General features: G+C 46.2%; 20 protein-coding genes and 1 riboswitch. Of the genes, 2 read left to right on the top strand and 18 right to left on the bottom strand.

Annotated features, from left to right (window positions below; genetic code table 11):
* Nucleotides 1-6: 6 nt before the first annotated feature.
* From resB to C5I45_RS08545, 9 genes are all read right to left on the bottom strand, one after another.
* Entirely contained in the window at nt 7-1,635 is a 1,629-nt protein-coding gene (resB, locus tag C5I45_RS08585) for a cytochrome c biogenesis protein ResB (protein WP_003153393.1), read from the bottom strand.
* Entirely contained in the window at nt 1,632-2,171 is a 540-nt protein-coding gene (gene resA / locus C5I45_RS08580; RefSeq protein ID WP_003153391.1) for a thiol-disulfide oxidoreductase ResA, read from the bottom strand. Before resA ends, resB begins: the two co-directional genes overlap by 4 nt.
* 84 nt (nt 2,172-2,255) lie before the next feature.
* Nucleotides 2,256-2,990 (bottom strand): 23S rRNA pseudouridine(2605) synthase RluB, encoded by a 735-nt coding sequence (gene rluB, locus C5I45_RS08575; RefSeq protein WP_015388055.1) that lies wholly within the window; start codon nt 2,988-2,990, stop codon nt 2,256-2,258.
* A 93-nt stretch (nt 2,991-3,083) separates the two neighbouring features.
* Nucleotides 3,084-3,620, bottom strand: a complete 537-nt coding sequence (spmB, locus tag C5I45_RS08570) for a spore maturation protein SpmB (protein ID WP_003153387.1) — start codon at nt 3,618-3,620, stop codon at nt 3,084-3,086.
* 4 nt (nt 3,621-3,624) lie between these two features.
* On the bottom strand, nt 3,625-4,215 hold the full coding sequence (locus C5I45_RS08565; RefSeq protein WP_003153385.1) for a nucleoside recognition domain-containing protein: 591 nt from the start codon (nt 4,213-4,215) through the stop codon (nt 3,625-3,627).
* A complete protein-coding gene (locus C5I45_RS08560) occupies nt 4,203-5,354 on the bottom strand; it encodes a D-alanyl-D-alanine carboxypeptidase family protein (protein WP_043867252.1) in 1,152 nt (383 codons plus the stop codon). The genes C5I45_RS08565 and C5I45_RS08560 overlap by 13 nt, the downstream gene beginning before the upstream one ends.
* 112 nt (nt 5,355-5,466) lie before the next feature.
* Nucleotides 5,467-5,952 (bottom strand): DUF3907 family protein, encoded by a 486-nt coding sequence (locus C5I45_RS08555; protein WP_003153380.1) that lies wholly within the window; start codon nt 5,950-5,952, stop codon nt 5,467-5,469.
* A gap of 89 nt (nt 5,953-6,041) precedes the next feature.
* Entirely contained in the window at nt 6,042-6,635 is a 594-nt protein-coding gene (gene scpB / locus C5I45_RS08550; RefSeq protein WP_003153378.1) for an SMC-Scp complex subunit ScpB, read from the bottom strand.
* Entirely contained in the window at nt 6,625-7,380 is a 756-nt protein-coding gene (locus C5I45_RS08545; RefSeq protein ID WP_003153377.1) for a segregation/condensation protein A, read from the bottom strand. Before C5I45_RS08545 ends, scpB begins: the two co-directional genes overlap by 11 nt.
* Before the next feature lie 207 nt (nt 7,381-7,587).
* On the opposite strand from C5I45_RS08545, the gene C5I45_RS08540 reads away from it, so the two are divergent.
* Complete coding sequence (locus tag C5I45_RS08540; RefSeq protein ID WP_003153376.1) at nt 7,588-7,677, top strand: YjcZ family sporulation protein; 90 nt, start codon at nt 7,588-7,590, stop codon at nt 7,675-7,677.
* Nucleotides 7,678-7,764: 87 nt separating this feature from the next.
* On the top strand, nt 7,765-8,286 hold the full coding sequence (locus C5I45_RS08535) for a DUF309 domain-containing protein (RefSeq protein ID WP_003153375.1): 522 nt from the start codon (nt 7,765-7,767) through the stop codon (nt 8,284-8,286).
* A 65-nt stretch (nt 8,287-8,351) separates the two neighbouring features.
* Here the strand turns inward: C5I45_RS08535 and ribT are convergent, their stop codons facing one another.
* The 9 genes from ribT to C5I45_RS08485 form a co-directional block, all read right to left on the bottom strand.
* Nucleotides 8,352-8,726: a GNAT family N-acetyltransferase RibT gene (ribT, locus tag C5I45_RS08525; RefSeq protein WP_003153373.1), complete on the bottom strand. Its 375-nt coding sequence runs from the start codon at nt 8,724-8,726 to the stop codon at nt 8,352-8,354.
* 116 nt (nt 8,727-8,842) lie between these two features.
* The gene (ribH, locus tag C5I45_RS08520; protein ID WP_003153372.1) at nt 8,843-9,307 is read right to left on the bottom strand and encodes a 6,7-dimethyl-8-ribityllumazine synthase; all 465 of its coding nucleotides are present in this window, start codon (nt 9,305-9,307) and stop codon (nt 8,843-8,845) included.
* 32 nt (nt 9,308-9,339) lie between these two features.
* Nucleotides 9,340-10,536, bottom strand: a complete 1,197-nt coding sequence (locus tag C5I45_RS08515; RefSeq protein ID WP_003153371.1) for a bifunctional 3,4-dihydroxy-2-butanone-4-phosphate synthase/GTP cyclohydrolase II — start codon at nt 10,534-10,536, stop codon at nt 9,340-9,342.
* A 14-nt stretch (nt 10,537-10,550) separates the two neighbouring features.
* Complete coding sequence (gene ribE / locus C5I45_RS08510; RefSeq protein ID WP_107994334.1) at nt 10,551-11,198, bottom strand: riboflavin synthase; 648 nt, start codon at nt 11,196-11,198, stop codon at nt 10,551-10,553.
* A complete protein-coding gene (gene ribD / locus C5I45_RS08505) occupies nt 11,179-12,294 on the bottom strand; it encodes a bifunctional diaminohydroxyphosphoribosylaminopyrimidine deaminase/5-amino-6-(5-phosphoribosylamino)uracil reductase RibD (protein WP_024085544.1) in 1,116 nt (371 codons plus the stop codon). The genes ribE and ribD overlap by 20 nt, the downstream gene beginning before the upstream one ends.
* Before the next feature lie 131 nt (nt 12,295-12,425).
* Nucleotides 12,426-12,572: riboswitch (FMN riboswitch) on the bottom strand.
* A gap of 119 nt (nt 12,573-12,691) precedes the next feature.
* Complete coding sequence (locus C5I45_RS08500; protein WP_003153366.1) at nt 12,692-13,036, bottom strand: hypothetical protein; 345 nt, start codon at nt 13,034-13,036, stop codon at nt 12,692-12,694.
* 247 nt (nt 13,037-13,283) lie between these two features.
* Complete coding sequence (gene lepB / locus C5I45_RS08495) at nt 13,284-13,859, bottom strand: signal peptidase I (protein WP_032861567.1); 576 nt, start codon at nt 13,857-13,859, stop codon at nt 13,284-13,286.
* Nucleotides 13,860-13,939: 80 nt separating this feature from the next.
* Nucleotides 13,940-14,431, bottom strand: a complete 492-nt coding sequence (locus tag C5I45_RS08490; RefSeq protein WP_014305331.1) for a CcdC protein domain-containing protein — start codon at nt 14,429-14,431, stop codon at nt 13,940-13,942.
* 149 nt (nt 14,432-14,580) lie between these two features.
* Nucleotides 14,581-15,012, bottom strand: coding sequence for a peptidylprolyl isomerase (locus C5I45_RS08485; protein WP_003153363.1), 432 nt, complete (start codon nt 15,010-15,012; stop codon nt 14,581-14,583).
* Nucleotides 15,013-15,193: the final 181 nt, after the last annotated feature.

The raw sequence follows: 15,193 nt of genomic DNA, 5'->3' as shown, positions 1-15,193 counted from the left end.
TTTTCACTAGGCCTGATTTTTGGCCAATTCTTTTTGATCGGCCGGCTCTTGAATCCCGGTCCCGCTAAGAACAAATTCGATATCCTTTTTCAGACCGAACCAGTTTTTGTTCGTATGTCCCGCCACAAGCACTTCATGATCACCTGTTTTGATCCAGATCCTTCTGTGCTGCCAGTACATCCCTTGAATGACGCCGATCATAAAGATCGCGCCGCCGACGGCAAGCACCCATAAGGTTAAGTCTTTTCTGACGGTGAGTCCTGTAATGTTTTTCGTTTCCACATGGTCGAATTTTAATTTGTACTTGTTACTTTCGGAACCTTCAACAGTCTGCTGAATCGCAACAAAACTTTTCTCCCCTTTCGGCTTGTCGGGAGCCGTGATTTTAAAGACAAAAGCCGGATTGTTAGGAACCTTCGTTTTCGTGCTCGGTTCTCCGTCTTTGTTAAAATAAAAATCAGGAAGATAACTGGCGATCTGCACTTTGTAACCGTTACCAAGATCGTAGTCCGTGTCGGGATCAAGAAGATTGATCTTCAGTTTGCCGAATGACTGTTTTGTTTTTTGGTCGATCAGCTGAAATACCATCTGATCGAGCTGGTTTTCTTTATAGTCCACCTGATACACAGAATAGGAGTCAAAGCGCAGCGGTTCATTGACGCGGATATTGTTTTCTTTGACTCTTTTAAGCTTCGGCTTTTCACCGAATACAATGTCGCCTTCCCTCTTGTACAGAACCGCGTCCGTAGTGAAGGATTTGGCGACTTTGCCGTTTCCGGCTCTGTCAATGGCGTCGGCGAATACTTTTTTCTCAGTGTCTTTGTTATATGTCTGCATCGTGAACCGGTTGTTTTTTAAGTAATATTTGCCGTCAGTACCGGGGATCTGGGCGGTTTCGCCTTCACGGACCCAGAGCGTTTCATCGACATACATACCGGGTACAAATCTCAGCATGGCTCCGATCAGAAAAATGATCAGGCCGATATGATTGACATAGGGTCCCCACCTTGAAAAACGGCCTTTTTCCGCCAGGATGCTTCCCTCTTGTTCTCGCACTCTATAATGCTTTTTTTTCAATCGTGTTCTGAGGCTATCAGCCGCATCCCCGCTCAGCTCGGTTTCTGTCCGGCTGTATAGACGCTGCCTCTTCAAAAAGACCGGATTCCGCCGAACTCCTTGATTTTTCAGCGCCCTGTACAAAGGAATCACCCGATCCAGGCTGCAGATGACCAGTGATATGCCAATGGATGCGATCAGGAGCATATACCACCATGAGCCGTACAGGTGATGAAACCCCAGCAAATAATACAGTTGGCCGATTATGCCGTACTGCTGTTCATAATATGTATCCGGCTGGGCGCCCGGCGGCAGATAAGCTTCCTGCGGAAAAACCGTGCCGAAAGCAGACGCCGCCAGAGTAATGACGATCAGCCATATTCCGACTTTTACGGAAGAAAAGAAGTTCCATACCTTATCTACGATTGTTTTGTTATATGTTTGCGAACGCCTTGCGCTGCCGTCGTACCGCATATCGGCAAGCGGCGATTTTTGATCATCAAGCGGCTTCCCGCACGACTCGCACAAAACCGTCCCGGCTGGATTCACGTGCCCGCACTCACATTTGACCTTTTTCATGAAGATGCCTCCGGCTTAATTAAATTCATATAGTCATGAACCATGCGTTCTGTCATCGTGCCGGTCACCACTTTCACGACCTTTCCGTCGGGATTGATCAAAAATGTCGTCGGAATAGGTGATACGCCGTACGCGTCCAGCACTTGCCGGTCAGTATCGAGCGCAACCGGGAAATTGACGCCGTATGTTTTCATAAAATTATGTACTGCAATTTTTGATTCGCCGACATTTACCGCAACCACCTCGACACCGAGGTCTTTAAAATGCTTGTATTGATTCTCCATGTAGGGAAATTCCTGCTTGCACGGCTCACACCACGTTCCCCAGAAATTCAGAAAAACACCTTTCCCTTTTAACTGACTCAGTTCTATGAGTCTGCCCTCTGTATCTTTCAGCGCGAAATTCGGGGCTTTGGACCCCTCAGATATACGCTCTCCGTTTGTGTAAACGGCATTATAGATGGTATATCCGAGCGCGCAGAGTAAGATGAGAAGGATGCCGGTCCGAATGAATAAACGCCGCCGTTTTTTGTTCATTGTACACTGCTCCCCTCCCCTGTCTGCAAATCCATTCAATTATATCATCTACACGTTTTGTAATTTTTGAAGGTTATGTGAAAATTAGAAAGCGTTTTTACCGTGTTCAGCTAAAGCCCGCAGCCTTTTCACCTCATGCGGCGTCAATTCTCTTGCGTCTCCTGTGCGCAGGCCTCTTAAATCTAAAAATGCGTATTCTTCACGTTTGAGTTTCAGCACGTCATGACCGATCGCCTCAAACATGCGGCGGACCTGTCTGTTTCGGCCTTCATGAATCGTCAGCTGAATAATGCTCGTCTGCTTTCTTTTGTCCAGGGAAAGCATTTTCGCTCTGGCCGGCGCCGTCTTGCCTTCTTCAAGCTGAATGCCGCGCTCAAGCTTTCTCAGAAGTTCCTTGGAAGGAATCCCCTTCACTTTGGCGACGTACGTCTTATCAATTTCGTATTTCGGATGCATGAGTTTGTTGGCAAACTCGCCGTCATTTGTCAGCAATAAAAGTCCGCTCGTATCATAATCAAGCCTGCCGATCGGATAAATGCGCTGCGGCACTTCTTTGAAAAAGTCGGTCACCACTTTCCGCCCTTTGTCGTCATCAGCTGCTGAGATCACTCCTCTCGGTTTATAAAGCAGAAAGTACACGGGTTCTTCCCGCTCCACCTTTAATCCGTTTACTTCAATCTGATCAGAACCGGTCACTTTTACGCCGAGCTCTGTTATTACTTTTCCATTCACCTTTACTTTTCCTTCTTTTATCAGCTCTTCCGCCTTTCTGCGTGATGCCACGCCGGCATGAGCAATAACTTTTTGCAGTCTTTCCATGTCGTTCACCTCAAGTATAATCTTACTTTTTTCCCCTTGAACAAACAAGCTTTTTCAAGGAGAGTTATTCTGATATATAAAAAGCGCCTGATTTCAGGCGCTTCCAAATAATAACGTAACTATGATGATTGATGCAACCACCCCGATCAGATCAGCAAGAAGACCAACCTTTAAAGCATCCCCCATTTTTTTGATGCCGACCGCCCCGAAATACACCGTCAGGACATACAGCGTCGTGTCAGTCGATCCCTGCATGACCGAGGCCAGTCTGCCGATAAATGAATCAGGCCCGTACACGGCGATCAGATCTGTCGTCATGCCGAGCGCCGCCGTCCCCGAAATCGGGCGGATCAGAGCAAGCGGCACGACTTCTGCGGGAATGCCGAGCGCTGTAAAGAAAGGCTTGCACAGCCCCATGACAAAATCCAGCGCGCCTGAGGCCCGGAATACGGTAATCGCCACCAGCATCCCGACCAAATACGGAATGATGGAAAACGCAATCTCAATTCCTTCTTTTCCGCCTTCAACGAATGATTCATACGTCGGCACTTTTTTGATCGTGCCGTATATCAATATACCGGCGATAATAATCGGAATCATGGCTAAAGACAGCCAATTCACCATTTCCATTCGCTTACCTCCCTTTTCTTTTGCGGCGGTACCAGAAGTAGCGGTCAATGAAAATCGCGCCGATTCCCGAAATTAAAGTCGCTAAGATGGTCGGCCCGACGATATCGGTCGGTGATTTCGCCGAATAAGCCATGCGCACGGCAATGACGGTTGTCGGTATCAATGTAATACTCGATGTATTTACCGCCAAAAAGGTAATCATGGAACGGCTGGCCTCAGACTTACCTCCATTCAGCTTTTTCATCTGCTCCATGGCTTTAATGCCGAGCGGTGTCGCCGCATTTCCCAGTCCGAAAAAGTTTGCCATGAGATTTGATAAGATGTACCCCATGGCCGGATGATCAGGGGGAATATCGGGAAACAGCTTAGAGATAAACGGGCGGCACATTCTGCTGAATATATCCAAAAGGCCGGACTGCTCGGCTATTTTCATCAGGCCGAGCCAGAAGACGAGCACGCTCATTAATCCGAACGAGATCGTAACCGCTTCTTTTGCTCCTTTAAAAACAGCTTCATTCACATCCTGCAAGGTACCGTTAAACATCGCAAAGACAAGTCCGATTACCGTCAGACATACCCAGATTAAATTGACCATGACGAACCGCCCGCCGCGCTCATAAACAGGCTCGTAAACGTCTCAATGAAATGCTTTTTCGGTTTTTTATGGCGCTCGTTTTCATAATAGACGGGAATCTTGGCGATCACTTTCCCATCATGCATAACAGTCATCCGGCCGACGACATCAGGAATGAGAGAGGCGTCCTTTTTCCAGGCTTTTTTCGGTTTTATTAAGGTTGTGCGGATTTTTACATCGTCGATTTCATCCTCTTTTAATAAATATTTGACATCCCGGGCAATAAAAGCGTGTTTTCCGTAAAACGTCTTTTTCAGCTTCGGAATGCCGCCTTTTTTAGCGACGACATAGGTTTTATAGTGTTCAAAGACATAATTAAACATATTCATATGGTCATCCCAGTCATCCGGATCATTTATGGTGACCGCGATGAGATCCGTTCCGTCTTTTGAAGCCGTCGAAACGAGCGTCCGTTTCGCGATTTTTGTGTAACCCGTTTTTCCGCCTGTGCTGTAACGGTAGAGCCCAGTCAGAAGCTTGTTTTTATTTTTCCATACCCGGTCCATCGTTTCCGCCTTATACACTTTTGTGCCTGAAACGATCCGGTATTCCTTGATTTTCATTGCGTATTTAGTCAAAAGCGCCATGTCATACGCCGTTGAATATAAATTCTCATGGTCGTCCAGCCCGTGCGGATTTTGAAATTTTGTATTTTCCATCCCGATTTGCTCGGCTTTTTTGTTCATCATAAATACAAAACCGTCAAGGCTTCCGCCGACATATTCAGCTATTGCCGCAGCGGCGTCATTTCCTGATCTCAGCATAAGCCCGTATACAAGATCTTTCAGCTTTACTTTTTGTCCCGGCTGAAGATAAATGGCTGAGCCTTCCGTTTTTACGGCATTCGGGGAAACCGTCACGGTCTCTTCCATCTTTCCTGATTCAATCGCCAGCACCGCCGTCATGATTTTCGTAATGCTTGCAATCCGCCGCTTATGATGTTCATCCTTGGCGAATAACACCCTGCCAGATGCTCCGTCGATAATAATCGCGCTTTTTGCGCTGACATGTATTTGGGCATGTGCCGTATTGCCGTCTGTAATGGAAAAAAGAATAACAAAAGTCAAAAGAAATACGGCAGCTTTTTTGAGAAAGCGCATGAATGCTCACGTCCTTGTTGTGGGTTTGTACAAGTTTATGCGCCTGTCCATGACTTATGAATACCAATTGCATCACTTTCACATAAAAAAACTCTCCCAAAAGGAAGAGTTTTTATCTGACTGATGCCATATTTGAGCCTGATGCTTCATATTGCGCCAATTCTTCCCGCATCCGCAGAAATTCACTGCTGAGCGAAAGCAGAAGGCTCCGCAGCGAGTCCGGCACTTGCTGGTAGAACTCAATCGCGCTTTGGCCTGTATAAGCGGCGCGGCTGTTTTCGTACCATGTATCCTTTTTCGGCATGAAAAATTCTTCCACGCACTGATGATACACTTTATACAGCGTTTTTTCCGCTCTCACCTCATGAAACGGTTCCTGCATTAAGAGCCGCCGGCAGGCTTCCTGGGCGCCTTCGCAAAAGACGGTCATCCTCCTCAGCACACTGAGCACGTCGCGGCAGTATGCCTCATCCGCCTCTCCTTGAGCCCGCATCTCCGGCAATGTTGTATGATTTAAATAGCTGCTGACCATCGTGACAACCTCGGCTAAAAATTCACCAGTTTCTTCAGTATGGGCCCTCACAATCGAATTTCCCATTTCCGTCCGTTTCCTTCCTCTCTTGTACGTCGTCATTTGCGTCATTCATCAATGGCCTTTCCCTACTATCGTATGATGAAAAACGATTATTATTTAATATCCTCAAAAGTTTGGTTGAAGTTTTCAAAGAATAAATCGGCTTCCTCCTGGAGAACGTCTTCCTCCGCATTTTCAGGAAGCGGCGGGAGCTCCTCCAATGTTTTTAAGCCGAATTGTTCAAGAAATACCGGTGTCGTGCCGTATAAAATCGCCCGGCCGGGACCGTCGGCGCGGCCCACCTCACACAGCAGCGCTTTTGACACGAGGCTGTGCAGAATCCGCTCAGACTTCACGCCCCGGATATCTTCAATTTCCGCCCGTGTGATCGGCTGCTTGTACGAAACGATCGCCAGCACTTCCAAAGAAGCCTGCGACAGCCCTTTTGACGGCACTTCGATTAGTTTTTTCAAATAAGGCACGAATTCTTTTTTCGTTCCAAGCATATACGTATCCGCATATTCGGTAAGCTCGATGCCTCTGTCGTCTTCCTTGTACTGAGCGGCCACTTCTTCCATGATTCCGGCCAGTTCCGCTTCTTCTATTTCAAGCACCGTCACCAATTGCTTTTTGGTCAGTCCTTCATCACCCGCCGCATACAGCAGGGCTTCCACAATCGCTTTCCAATTCACGATATCAAACGCCATGAATGGATTCACTCCCCGTAATGTATATATCTGAAAAGTTTTCTTCCTGTTCAATGATAATCTGCTGATTTTTCATCAGTTCCAGGACTGCTAAAAACGTCACGACGAGATGGTCCCTTTGCCGAGAAGGAAAAAGCTCCGTGAAGTTTATTCTTCTCCCCGCCGTTTTTAAACTTTTTACGATTTCTTTCATTCTGTCTTCAATCGGTATTTCCTGTCTTGTAATGGTCGTTTCTTTCGGCCGCGTGATTTTTTTACGCTGAAGCACCTTTTGAAACGCGCCGATCATGTCATAAACGGTCACCGACAGTTTCTGCTCGGTCTGTTTGATTTCTTTTGCATACTCACTTAAATCACTCGGCGGCTTTGTAAATGACTTTTGTCTTTCTTCTTCCCGCTCTTTTAAATCCTTCGCAGCGGTTTTATACTTTCTATACTCAATCAGCTTTTCAATCAGCTCGTCCCGAGGGTCTTCTTCTTCAAGCATTTCGTCTTCAAACAGCTCTTCCTCTTGTTTCGGAAGCAGCATTCTGCTTTTAATGCTGAGAAGCGTCGCCGCCATGACCAGATATTCACTGGCGACATCAAGTTCAAGCTCTTGCATTGTATGTACATATAATAAATATTGTTCAGTAATGGTTGCCACGGGTATGTCATATATGTCGATTTCAAGACGGTTAATCAGATGAAGCAGCAGGTCCAATGGGCCTTCAAACGTATCAATTTTCACTTGATATTCTACCATTATCTCACCATTTTCAATATCACTCTCATTGCCGGAAAAACTGGCTACCCTTTAGTATAATCCACCGAAATGCTCTCGTCCAATACTTTTATACACGTCCTCCGTTATTTAGAAAATACTGAAAAAGAAGATATACGCCTATACCTTTAAAGGCGGATGCACATAGGATAGCCGTGTAAACTTGAAACAAAGGGAGGCTGATTTCACATGAGCGGAGCTTGTTTCGGCGGAGGTTTTGCATTAATTGTCGTTCTGTTTATTTTGCTCGTTGTCGTAGGAGCATCTTACATCTGCTAGTTCCTCAGGCTTCAGACACCAAGCCGCTCTTTTTTCCTTTTCAAAGCGCTGTGGTACACTGGTTTTAGCATAAAAGGAGGAAGCGGCTTGTATCCTAAAGCTTATATCGGCTTTTTGGCCGAATTTCACGCATCAAGAGATTATTTTGAGTGTCATGAACTGTTAGAGGAATATTGGAAAGAAAGCCCGGCTGAAAAGCGGAGCATTCATTGGGTCGGCCTGATTCAGCTTGCCGTCGCTCTGTATCACCAGCGCAGGGGAAATGAAGCCGGGGCGAAACGGCTGATTGCCAACAGCTTACGTATTCTCCGGTCTGAAAAGCAGGCGGTCTGTTCTCTCGGTCTCAGCCATCCGAAGCTGATTGAGCTGATAGAAACGCTGTCAGACGATATAGAAGCGGGCCTGCCTTACAGAAGTGTTATGCTTCCGATTACAGATGAAGCCCTGAAAGAAGCATGTCTTGCCGAATGCCGCCGAAAGGGCTATACATGGGGGCAAGACGGCGTATCAGATACCTTTCTTATTCATAAACACCGCCTGCGGGACAGGACGGATGTCATTAAGGAACGCGAACGGGAAATTGAGAGAAGAAAAAAAAGCAGAGGCTGACGGTCAGCCCTGCTTTTTCTATATCAAAACAGCTCCCGAAACCGTGAAGATTCCGGGAGCATTTGTCAGTTATTATATGAGATATCCTGATCTTTTTGATGTTGACAGCGTTCAAAAAAGCTTTGCGTTAATTCATTCGGAACGAGTGCCTCCGTTTTGAACAGACGTTTTAAGGCGTCCATCATTTGCTTTCCGATTCCTTGATGGCGGTGAGAAGGATTCACGCTGATATGCCGGATTTCAACCTCTGAGTCCTTTTTTTCGACTCCGATCGCTCCGACGATATCTTCATCCTCTTTCCAAAGAAAGAGCTGGCGGCCAGTATCCGTTTCATAGTCCTTTATTGTCTGCTGAAGCTGCTTGAGATCTTTTTCATTCGGCATAAATGACAGAAGACCCATCGCAATCTTTTCAAACGATTTTTTATAACGAATTAACATAAAAACCCCTCTATATCCAAAATGTCCATTCATGTCCTATCAAACGGATACATAAAGGCGATCCGTTTTCTCACATTATATCATTTTCGCCGCGGTTTTAAACGCTTTTCAACAAATTATTCAAATGAACGGTTTAAATTTGCCATTTCAATGGCAGATACTGCGCAATCCGCTCCCTTATTTCCGGCTTTTGTTCCGGCTCGTTCGATGGCCTGCTCAATGGTTTCAGTCGTCACGATGCCGAAGATAACCGGGACGCCCGTCGCCGTTCCCGCCTGGGCGATGCCTTTTGCCGCTTCATTGCAGACATAGTCATAATGCGTTGTCGCTCCTCTGATAACCGTGCCGAGCGTAATGACGGCATCGTATTTTTTCGTTTCCGCCATTTTCTTTGCCGCAAACGGGATTTCAAACGCTCCCGGCACCCAAGCGACGTCAATGTCGTTTGATTCTACACCGTGGCGAAGCAGCGTGTCTTCCGCTCCGCTTAACAGCTTGCTCGTTATAAATTCATTAAATCTGCCGACGACGATTCCGATTTTAAGTCCTGTTCCTACTAGGTTTCCTTGTATGATATTCATATGTTATCCATCCTTTTTTGTGAGATTTGTTTTTAGAAATGAAGCAGATGTCCAAGTTTTTTCATTTTGGTCTGTAAATACTGCTTGTTATGCTCACTCGCTTCCATTTGAAGCGGCACCCGTTCCGAAATGCTGAGACCGTATCCTTCGAGGCCGGCGATTTTCCGGGGGTTATTGGTTAAAAGTTTCATATGCTGAACCCCTAAGTCGCGGAGAATCTGGGCGCCGATGCCGTAGTTGCGCAGATCAGGCAGAAAGCCGAGCGCTTCGTTCGCTTCAACCGTGTCGTACCCTTGTTCCTGCAATCGGTACGCCTTCAGCTTATTGATTAAACCGATTCCTCTGCCTTCCTGGCGCAAATACAATAGAACGCCGCGGCCTTCTTCAGCAATTTGCGCAAGCGCGGCATGAAGCTGAGGTCCGCAATCACAGCGATGGGATGCAAACACATCGCCCGTCAGGCATTCTGAGTGCACTCTGACAAGAACTGGTTCGCTGTTAAACGGGACATCCCCCATGACAAAGGCGAGATGTTCTTTTCCGTCAACCTCGTTTGTATATCCATAAACTCTAAACGTGCCGAAGTCAGTCGGCAGCGTAATATCAACTTCTCTGTTCACAAGTGTCGTAATGTTGTAACGGTACTCTATTAAGTCTTTTATCGTAATCATTTTCAGCTGGTGACGTTCGGCGATTTCGGCTAACTCCGGCACTCTGGCCATTGTGCCATCTTCATTCATAATTTCACAAATGACGCCCGCTCCCTGAGAGCCGCAGGCTTTTGCAAGGTCAACGGCTGCTTCCGTATGGCCCGCCCGCTTCAGGACGCCTCCTTTTTTTGCGATTAAGGGGAAAATGTGGCCCGGACGCTGAAAATCGTCAGACACAGATTCCTCGTTCAACAGCGCCTGAATGGTAAAAGAACGTTCTTGAGCGCTGATGCCCGTTTTTGTCAGCCTGTGGTCAATACTGACCGTAAAGGCGGTCTCATGTGAGTCCGTATTATGATCGACCATCGGGTGAAGATCCAGCCGGCCGGCGATGTCTTCAGACAGCGGCGTGCAGATCAGGCCTCTCCCATGGGTCGCCATAAAATTCACCACTTCAGGCGTGGCATGCTCAGCCAGCGCTACGAAATCTCCTTCGTTTTCTCTGTCTTCATCATCGACAACAATGATGACTTCACCTTTTTTCAGCGCCTCTAACGCCTCTTCTATCGGATGAAACATATCGATCTTCCTTTCTAAAAGCCGTTCTCGCTTAAAAAGGCTTCCGTGATAGTTTGATTGCTTTTCTTTTGTTCTGTTTTGTGCAAAAAGCGGTATAAGTATTTGCCGATCATGTCACACTCAATATTTACGGTCGATCCGACTGTTTTCGTCTGAAAAATCGTTTCTGAGATGGTATGCGGAATGATGGATACCGTCACGCTTTCATCTGATAGACCGAAAATCGTCAGGCTCACGCCGTCTACCGTAATTGAACCTTTCAATACGAGCGTTTTTGTCAATTCCGGCGAAAGTTTTAAATCGTAATAGACCGCGTTGCTTTTTTTCTCGATCCGCGTAATTTCCGCCGTTCCGTCCACATGCCCTGATACAAAGTGGCCGCCGAACCGTCCGTTGGCGGACATCGCTCTTTCCAGATTTACTTTACTGCCTTTTGACAAGCCGTTCAGCGAAGTGGATTTCACTGTTTCCGGCATGACATCAACCGTAAATTGATTGTCAGAAAATCCGGTTACGGTCAGGCAGATGCCGTTTACCGCAATGCTGTCGCCATGTTTCACATCGCTAGTCACTTTTGAAGCGGCGATGGTTAATGCCATGGAAAGGCCTGTCTTTTTGATTGCTTGGATCGTGCCTGTTTCTTCAACGATTCCTGTAAACATCGTCACCATCCTTTCCATCTTTAGGTATGGCCGTCAGTTTTATATCCGGCCCGATTTGGGTGATTTGTGTGAATTGCAAATGGGGGACATCTTTCATTGATTGAAAACCTTCACCGGAGATCAAGCTGGGAGCAAGCGTTCCTCCGATTAATTTAGGGGCGAAATAGAAATGAAGCTCTTGGAAACAGCCTTCCTTGACAAAACTTCCGTGTACGGATGCTCCGCCTTCCACATAAACGGACATTATTCCGTTTTCAGCGAGAATACTGAGCACCTCAGGGATGTGAATGCGGTCTGTTTCCAGCGGAAAAACTTTTATTCCGAGTGCGGTCAGCCGGTCTTGCTTTTGCACGTCTGCACCTTTGGCCGTAAATATCCATGTCGGCGCAGCACCGTCAGTGAGCACATTTGCCGTTTCAGGAATGGTCAGCTTTGTATCGAGAATCACTCTGACCGGCTGCTTCACCGCATCAGGAAGCCTGCAGGTCAGGCTCGGATTATCGGCTTTGACTGTGCCTGCTCCGACAAGAATGCTTTGATGCGATTTCCTGTATTGCTGGGCATCAAGCCTTGCCGCCTCTGATGTAATCCATTTGCTGTCACCGGTTTCGGTCGCTGTTTTCCCGTCAAGGCTCGCGGCCGCTTTCAAGGTGACATACGGAAGTCCGGTCCGCATGAAGTGAAGAAACATTTTATTCAGCTCTTCTGCCTGCTGCCTGAGAAGTCCGGTTTTCACTTCGATGCCCGCTGCTTCCAGCATTCCGATGCCTTTTCCGGCTACAAGCGGATTCGGATCTTTCACAGCAATGAACACCCTTTTTATCCCCGACTTTATTATCAGTTCGGCGCATGGCGGTGTTTTTCCGTAATGGCTGCAAGGCTCCAGCGTCACATACAAATCGGCGCCTTTTGCGTGTCTGCCGGCCATATTAATCGCGTGAACCTCGGCATGCGCTTCTCCGTATTGCAAATGGGCGCCCATTCCGACGATCTGTCCGTTTTTGACGACGACAGCGCCGACAAGAGGATTGGACTGTGTCTGTCCTTCACCGCGTCTGGCAAGTTCTATTGCCGTATTCATATAATATTCATCCATTGTTATCCCTCCCTTCTTCCACGCAATTTGGCGTCAAAAAAGCCCCGAATGTTTACACAGTTCGGGGCTTTGCCAGTTTTAATCCATAGGAAATAAGACTATACAGTAAGTTTATTTTTTGCATAGCTTCTCTCATCCTTCTCCCATCCAGACTTTCACTGTCGGCTTCAGCTTTTCACTGAATCCACCGTATACAGATGCATACGGGTCACGGGCTGTAAAGCGCAAAGCGCCTTATTACCGCCGGTCGGGATTTTCACCCAGCCCCGAAGGATACAATCAATATTTTTTTGTCCTTATCCGCTATTATAACATCCTTTGCGGCAGGCGCAATGAATTTGCACCTCATTATTCAGAAAAATAAAAAGCGCCCTTTTCCCATAAAAGGCGTCTTTATTTATTCGTTCACTTTGACGACCTTCAATAAGCCGTCAATCCGGTTTGATTTGCTGAAATACGCTTTAATCTTATCACCTTTTTTTACATCGGAGAGATCCTGCTTCAGCTTGTCGCCGTTAAAAATAATTTTTGTGCCGTTCGCTGCCGTACCGTGGTACTCAGTTCCTTCGATTTTCGTAATTTTATATGTTTTGACTGTATATTCTTCTTTTTCCTGGGACAGGGTTTGTCCGATTGCAGTCGGCACGTCTTTCAGTTCAATATCGTTTATGACCATATAACCGCCCGCTAATAACAGCAGCAGTACAAGTAAAATGGCTGCTTTTGTTTTAATTCTTCCCATTTTTCTACCTCCAGCCCGTATCAATCTATTCATTACTATGTCATATTCCTTTTTTTCATGAATAGAAAACCGTTCTTCCCTGCGTGAGTTATTCATATAACGTTTCATAAAGGGAAGATGTTTCATGTATCTGTAAAACTTTCTATCTATTAAATAGATATACGAATTTATGTTCTGTTTTTGAGGGTGGAGAGATAAATTTATATAAAAAAAGCAGTTTTCTCATGAAGAAAACTGCCTGTACGGTTTATTTCGTCTTGCGAATTTCGTTAAACGGGAAGAAGACGAATTTTGATGTGCCCGCTATTTGTTTTTTCGTAAAAAGACCGAGGCCGTTGCGGCTGTCCATAGATTCTCTGCGGTTATCACCCATGACGAAATATTTGTCGTCCGGCACTTTCACCGGGCCGAAGTCTTCTGTCAGCCGGTCATAGCCGTCTTGCTTCGCCTTGTGCTTGTTTGCCGCTAAATACGGTTCGGACACTTTTTTGCCGTTGATATACAGCTGATCGTTTTTCATTTGCACCGTGTCGCCGGGAAGTCCGATAATCCGTTTGACATAGTGCTCATTTTCTCCGTTCAGCACGACGATCTGGCCGCGTTTGAAGTCGCTTATGTATTTGACCGTCATATTGACAAAGATTCTCTCGCGGTCATGCAGCGTCGGATCCATTGATCTTCCATCAACGAGATAAGGGGCAAATAAAAAGTTTCGGATGAGCAGTGCCAGAACGACAGCGATGATAATGGCTTTCGCCCAATCAAGTACGGCGCTTTTTTTAGAAGTTTTTTCTTTTTCTGATTTCAAGTGATTTCCTCCCATTAGCCATGGTCATTTTTATTTTACCATGAATCCCTGCACAGAGGGCAAATAAGCCCCGCACCCCATCCATTTTTTTCATTTTATAAGCCGGATCTGCTGATTTTACGGTATTTCACGAAGCTTCCGATCCGCCAAATGCACAAATACACAAAAGCAAGCTCCATCGTTAAAACGGCGAATTCCGCCGCGTCAATGCTTTTGAAATATTGGCTGAGCGCGATACGGATCGCAATAATCGCGATAATGACATATTTAAAGTTTTTATTCCGCTTGGAGTAGACAAAGCCGTCTTCCCGGATTTCATAGGCGGTTTGCGACAGCATGATGATACCGAATACCGCGCCTAACAGTCCGGCGATGGCGAGCTCCCAAAGAGCGGGAAAATGAAACGGCTTTCCCGGGATATTCATGAGCTGGCTGATACTGAATGTGAAAATGACGGCGATAATCAAAAGCGGGAGAATGATGCCTAAGCCGCCGCCTTTAATCGGCCTGTTTCCCTTTTTTACCCTGAACCAAATCATAAGTGCGAGAATGATAATGACAAATAAAACGGTTGCCAATTGAACCAACGTTTCTACCTCTTTTCATTGTTGTAATCGGTCTTTTTCACTATACCAGAATGATCACCGATGTTCATATATGTATTTTTTCATGATTTACACATGAGAATTTTCATATACATAAAAAAACCCGCCTGAAAAAGGCGGGTTTTCCGTCATTATCCTTCTACACGGATTTCTTTCATTTTGTCTCCGTTAGACATGTTTTTCGCATGCTCTAAACCGCTTGTCACTTTTCCGAATACAGTATGAACGCCGTTTAAATGCGGCTGCGGCTCATGTACGATGAAGAATTGGCTTGAACCCGTGTCTTTACCGGCATGCGCCATTGATAAAGAACCGGCTTCGTGTTTATGCGGATTGCCTTCTGTTTCACATTTGATCGTTTTTCCGCTTCCGCCCATGCCTGTCCCAGTCGGATCTCCGCCTTGGCTGACAAAGCCCGGAATCACGCGGTGGAAAATAACGCCGTCATAAAAGCCCGTATTCGCCAGATTTTCAAAGTTAGCGACTGTATTAGGCGCTTCATTCGGATAAAGTTCAAATTCGATTCTGCTGCCGTTTTCCATTTCGATGTAACCAGTTTTCATTCTCATTCCTACTTCCGTATTGTTTTTTGTCAAAGCCTTCTTTAATATGAATTTCAATTGTAAGCCGGCTTTCTTTTTGATATTCTTTTGAAGGAAGAGGCCTCTGCTCTTCTTTTCGCGGCTATTATACCACACCTTCAGCCGGAAAACGAATCTCCCCGCTTCCGCAGAAAGAAAATGA

The sequence above is a fragment of the Bacillus sp. ZY-1-1 genome, from assembly GCF_003047165.1.
Classification (GTDB): domain Bacteria; phylum Bacillota; class Bacilli; order Bacillales; family Bacillaceae; genus Bacillus; species Bacillus velezensis.
Note: the sequence above shows the minus strand (reverse complement) of the source record. Positions and strands in the feature narration are given on the sequence as shown.

Coding starts and splice junctions, on each gene's coding strand:
- resB (WP_003153393.1), bottom strand. CDS start 1,635: ATGAAAAAGGTCAAATGTGAGTGCGGGCACGTGAATCCAGCCGGGACG.
- resA (WP_003153391.1), bottom strand. CDS start 2,171: ATGAACAAAAAACGGCGGCGTTTATTCATTCGGACCGGCATCCTTCTC.
- rluB (WP_015388055.1), bottom strand. CDS start 2,990: ATGGAAAGACTGCAAAAAGTTATTGCTCATGCCGGCGTGGCATCACGC.
- spmB (WP_003153387.1), bottom strand. CDS start 3,620: ATGGAAATGGTGAATTGGCTGTCTTTAGCCATGATTCCGATTATTATC.
- C5I45_RS08565 (WP_003153385.1), bottom strand. CDS start 4,215: ATGGTCAATTTAATCTGGGTATGTCTGACGGTAATCGGACTTGTCTTT.
- C5I45_RS08560 (WP_043867252.1), bottom strand. CDS start 5,354: ATGCGCTTTCTCAAAAAAGCTGCCGTATTTCTTTTGACTTTTGTTATT.
- C5I45_RS08555 (WP_003153380.1), bottom strand. CDS start 5,952: ATGGGAAATTCGATTGTGAGGGCCCATACTGAAGAAACTGGTGAATTT.
- scpB (WP_003153378.1), bottom strand. CDS start 6,635: ATGGCGTTTGATATCGTGAATTGGAAAGCGATTGTGGAAGCCCTGCTG.
- C5I45_RS08545 (WP_003153377.1), bottom strand. CDS start 7,380: ATGGTAGAATATCAAGTGAAAATTGATACGTTTGAAGGCCCATTGGAC.
- C5I45_RS08540 (WP_003153376.1), top strand. CDS start 7,588: ATGAGCGGAGCTTGTTTCGGCGGAGGTTTTGCATTAATTGTCGTTCTG.
- ribT (WP_003153373.1), bottom strand. CDS start 8,726: ATGTTAATTCGTTATAAAAAATCGTTTGAAAAGATTGCGATGGGTCTT.
- ribH (WP_003153372.1), bottom strand. CDS start 9,307: ATGAATATCATACAAGGAAACCTAGTAGGAACAGGACTTAAAATCGGA.
- C5I45_RS08515 (WP_003153371.1), bottom strand. CDS start 10,536: ATGTTTCATCCGATAGAAGAGGCGTTAGAGGCGCTGAAAAAAGGTGAA.
- ribE (WP_107994334.1), bottom strand. CDS start 11,198: ATGTTTACAGGAATCGTTGAAGAAACAGGCACGATCCAAGCAATCAAA.
- ribD (WP_024085544.1), bottom strand. CDS start 12,294: ATGGATGAATATTATATGAATACGGCAATAGAACTTGCCAGACGCGGT.
- C5I45_RS08500 (WP_003153366.1), bottom strand. CDS start 13,036: ATGGGAAGAATTAAAACAAAAGCAGCCATTTTACTTGTACTGCTGCTG.
- lepB (WP_032861567.1), bottom strand. CDS start 13,859: ATGGGAGGAAATCACTTGAAATCAGAAAAAGAAAAAACTTCTAAAAAA.
- C5I45_RS08485 (WP_003153363.1), bottom strand. CDS start 15,012: ATGAAAACTGGTTACATCGAAATGGAAAACGGCAGCAGAATCGAATTT.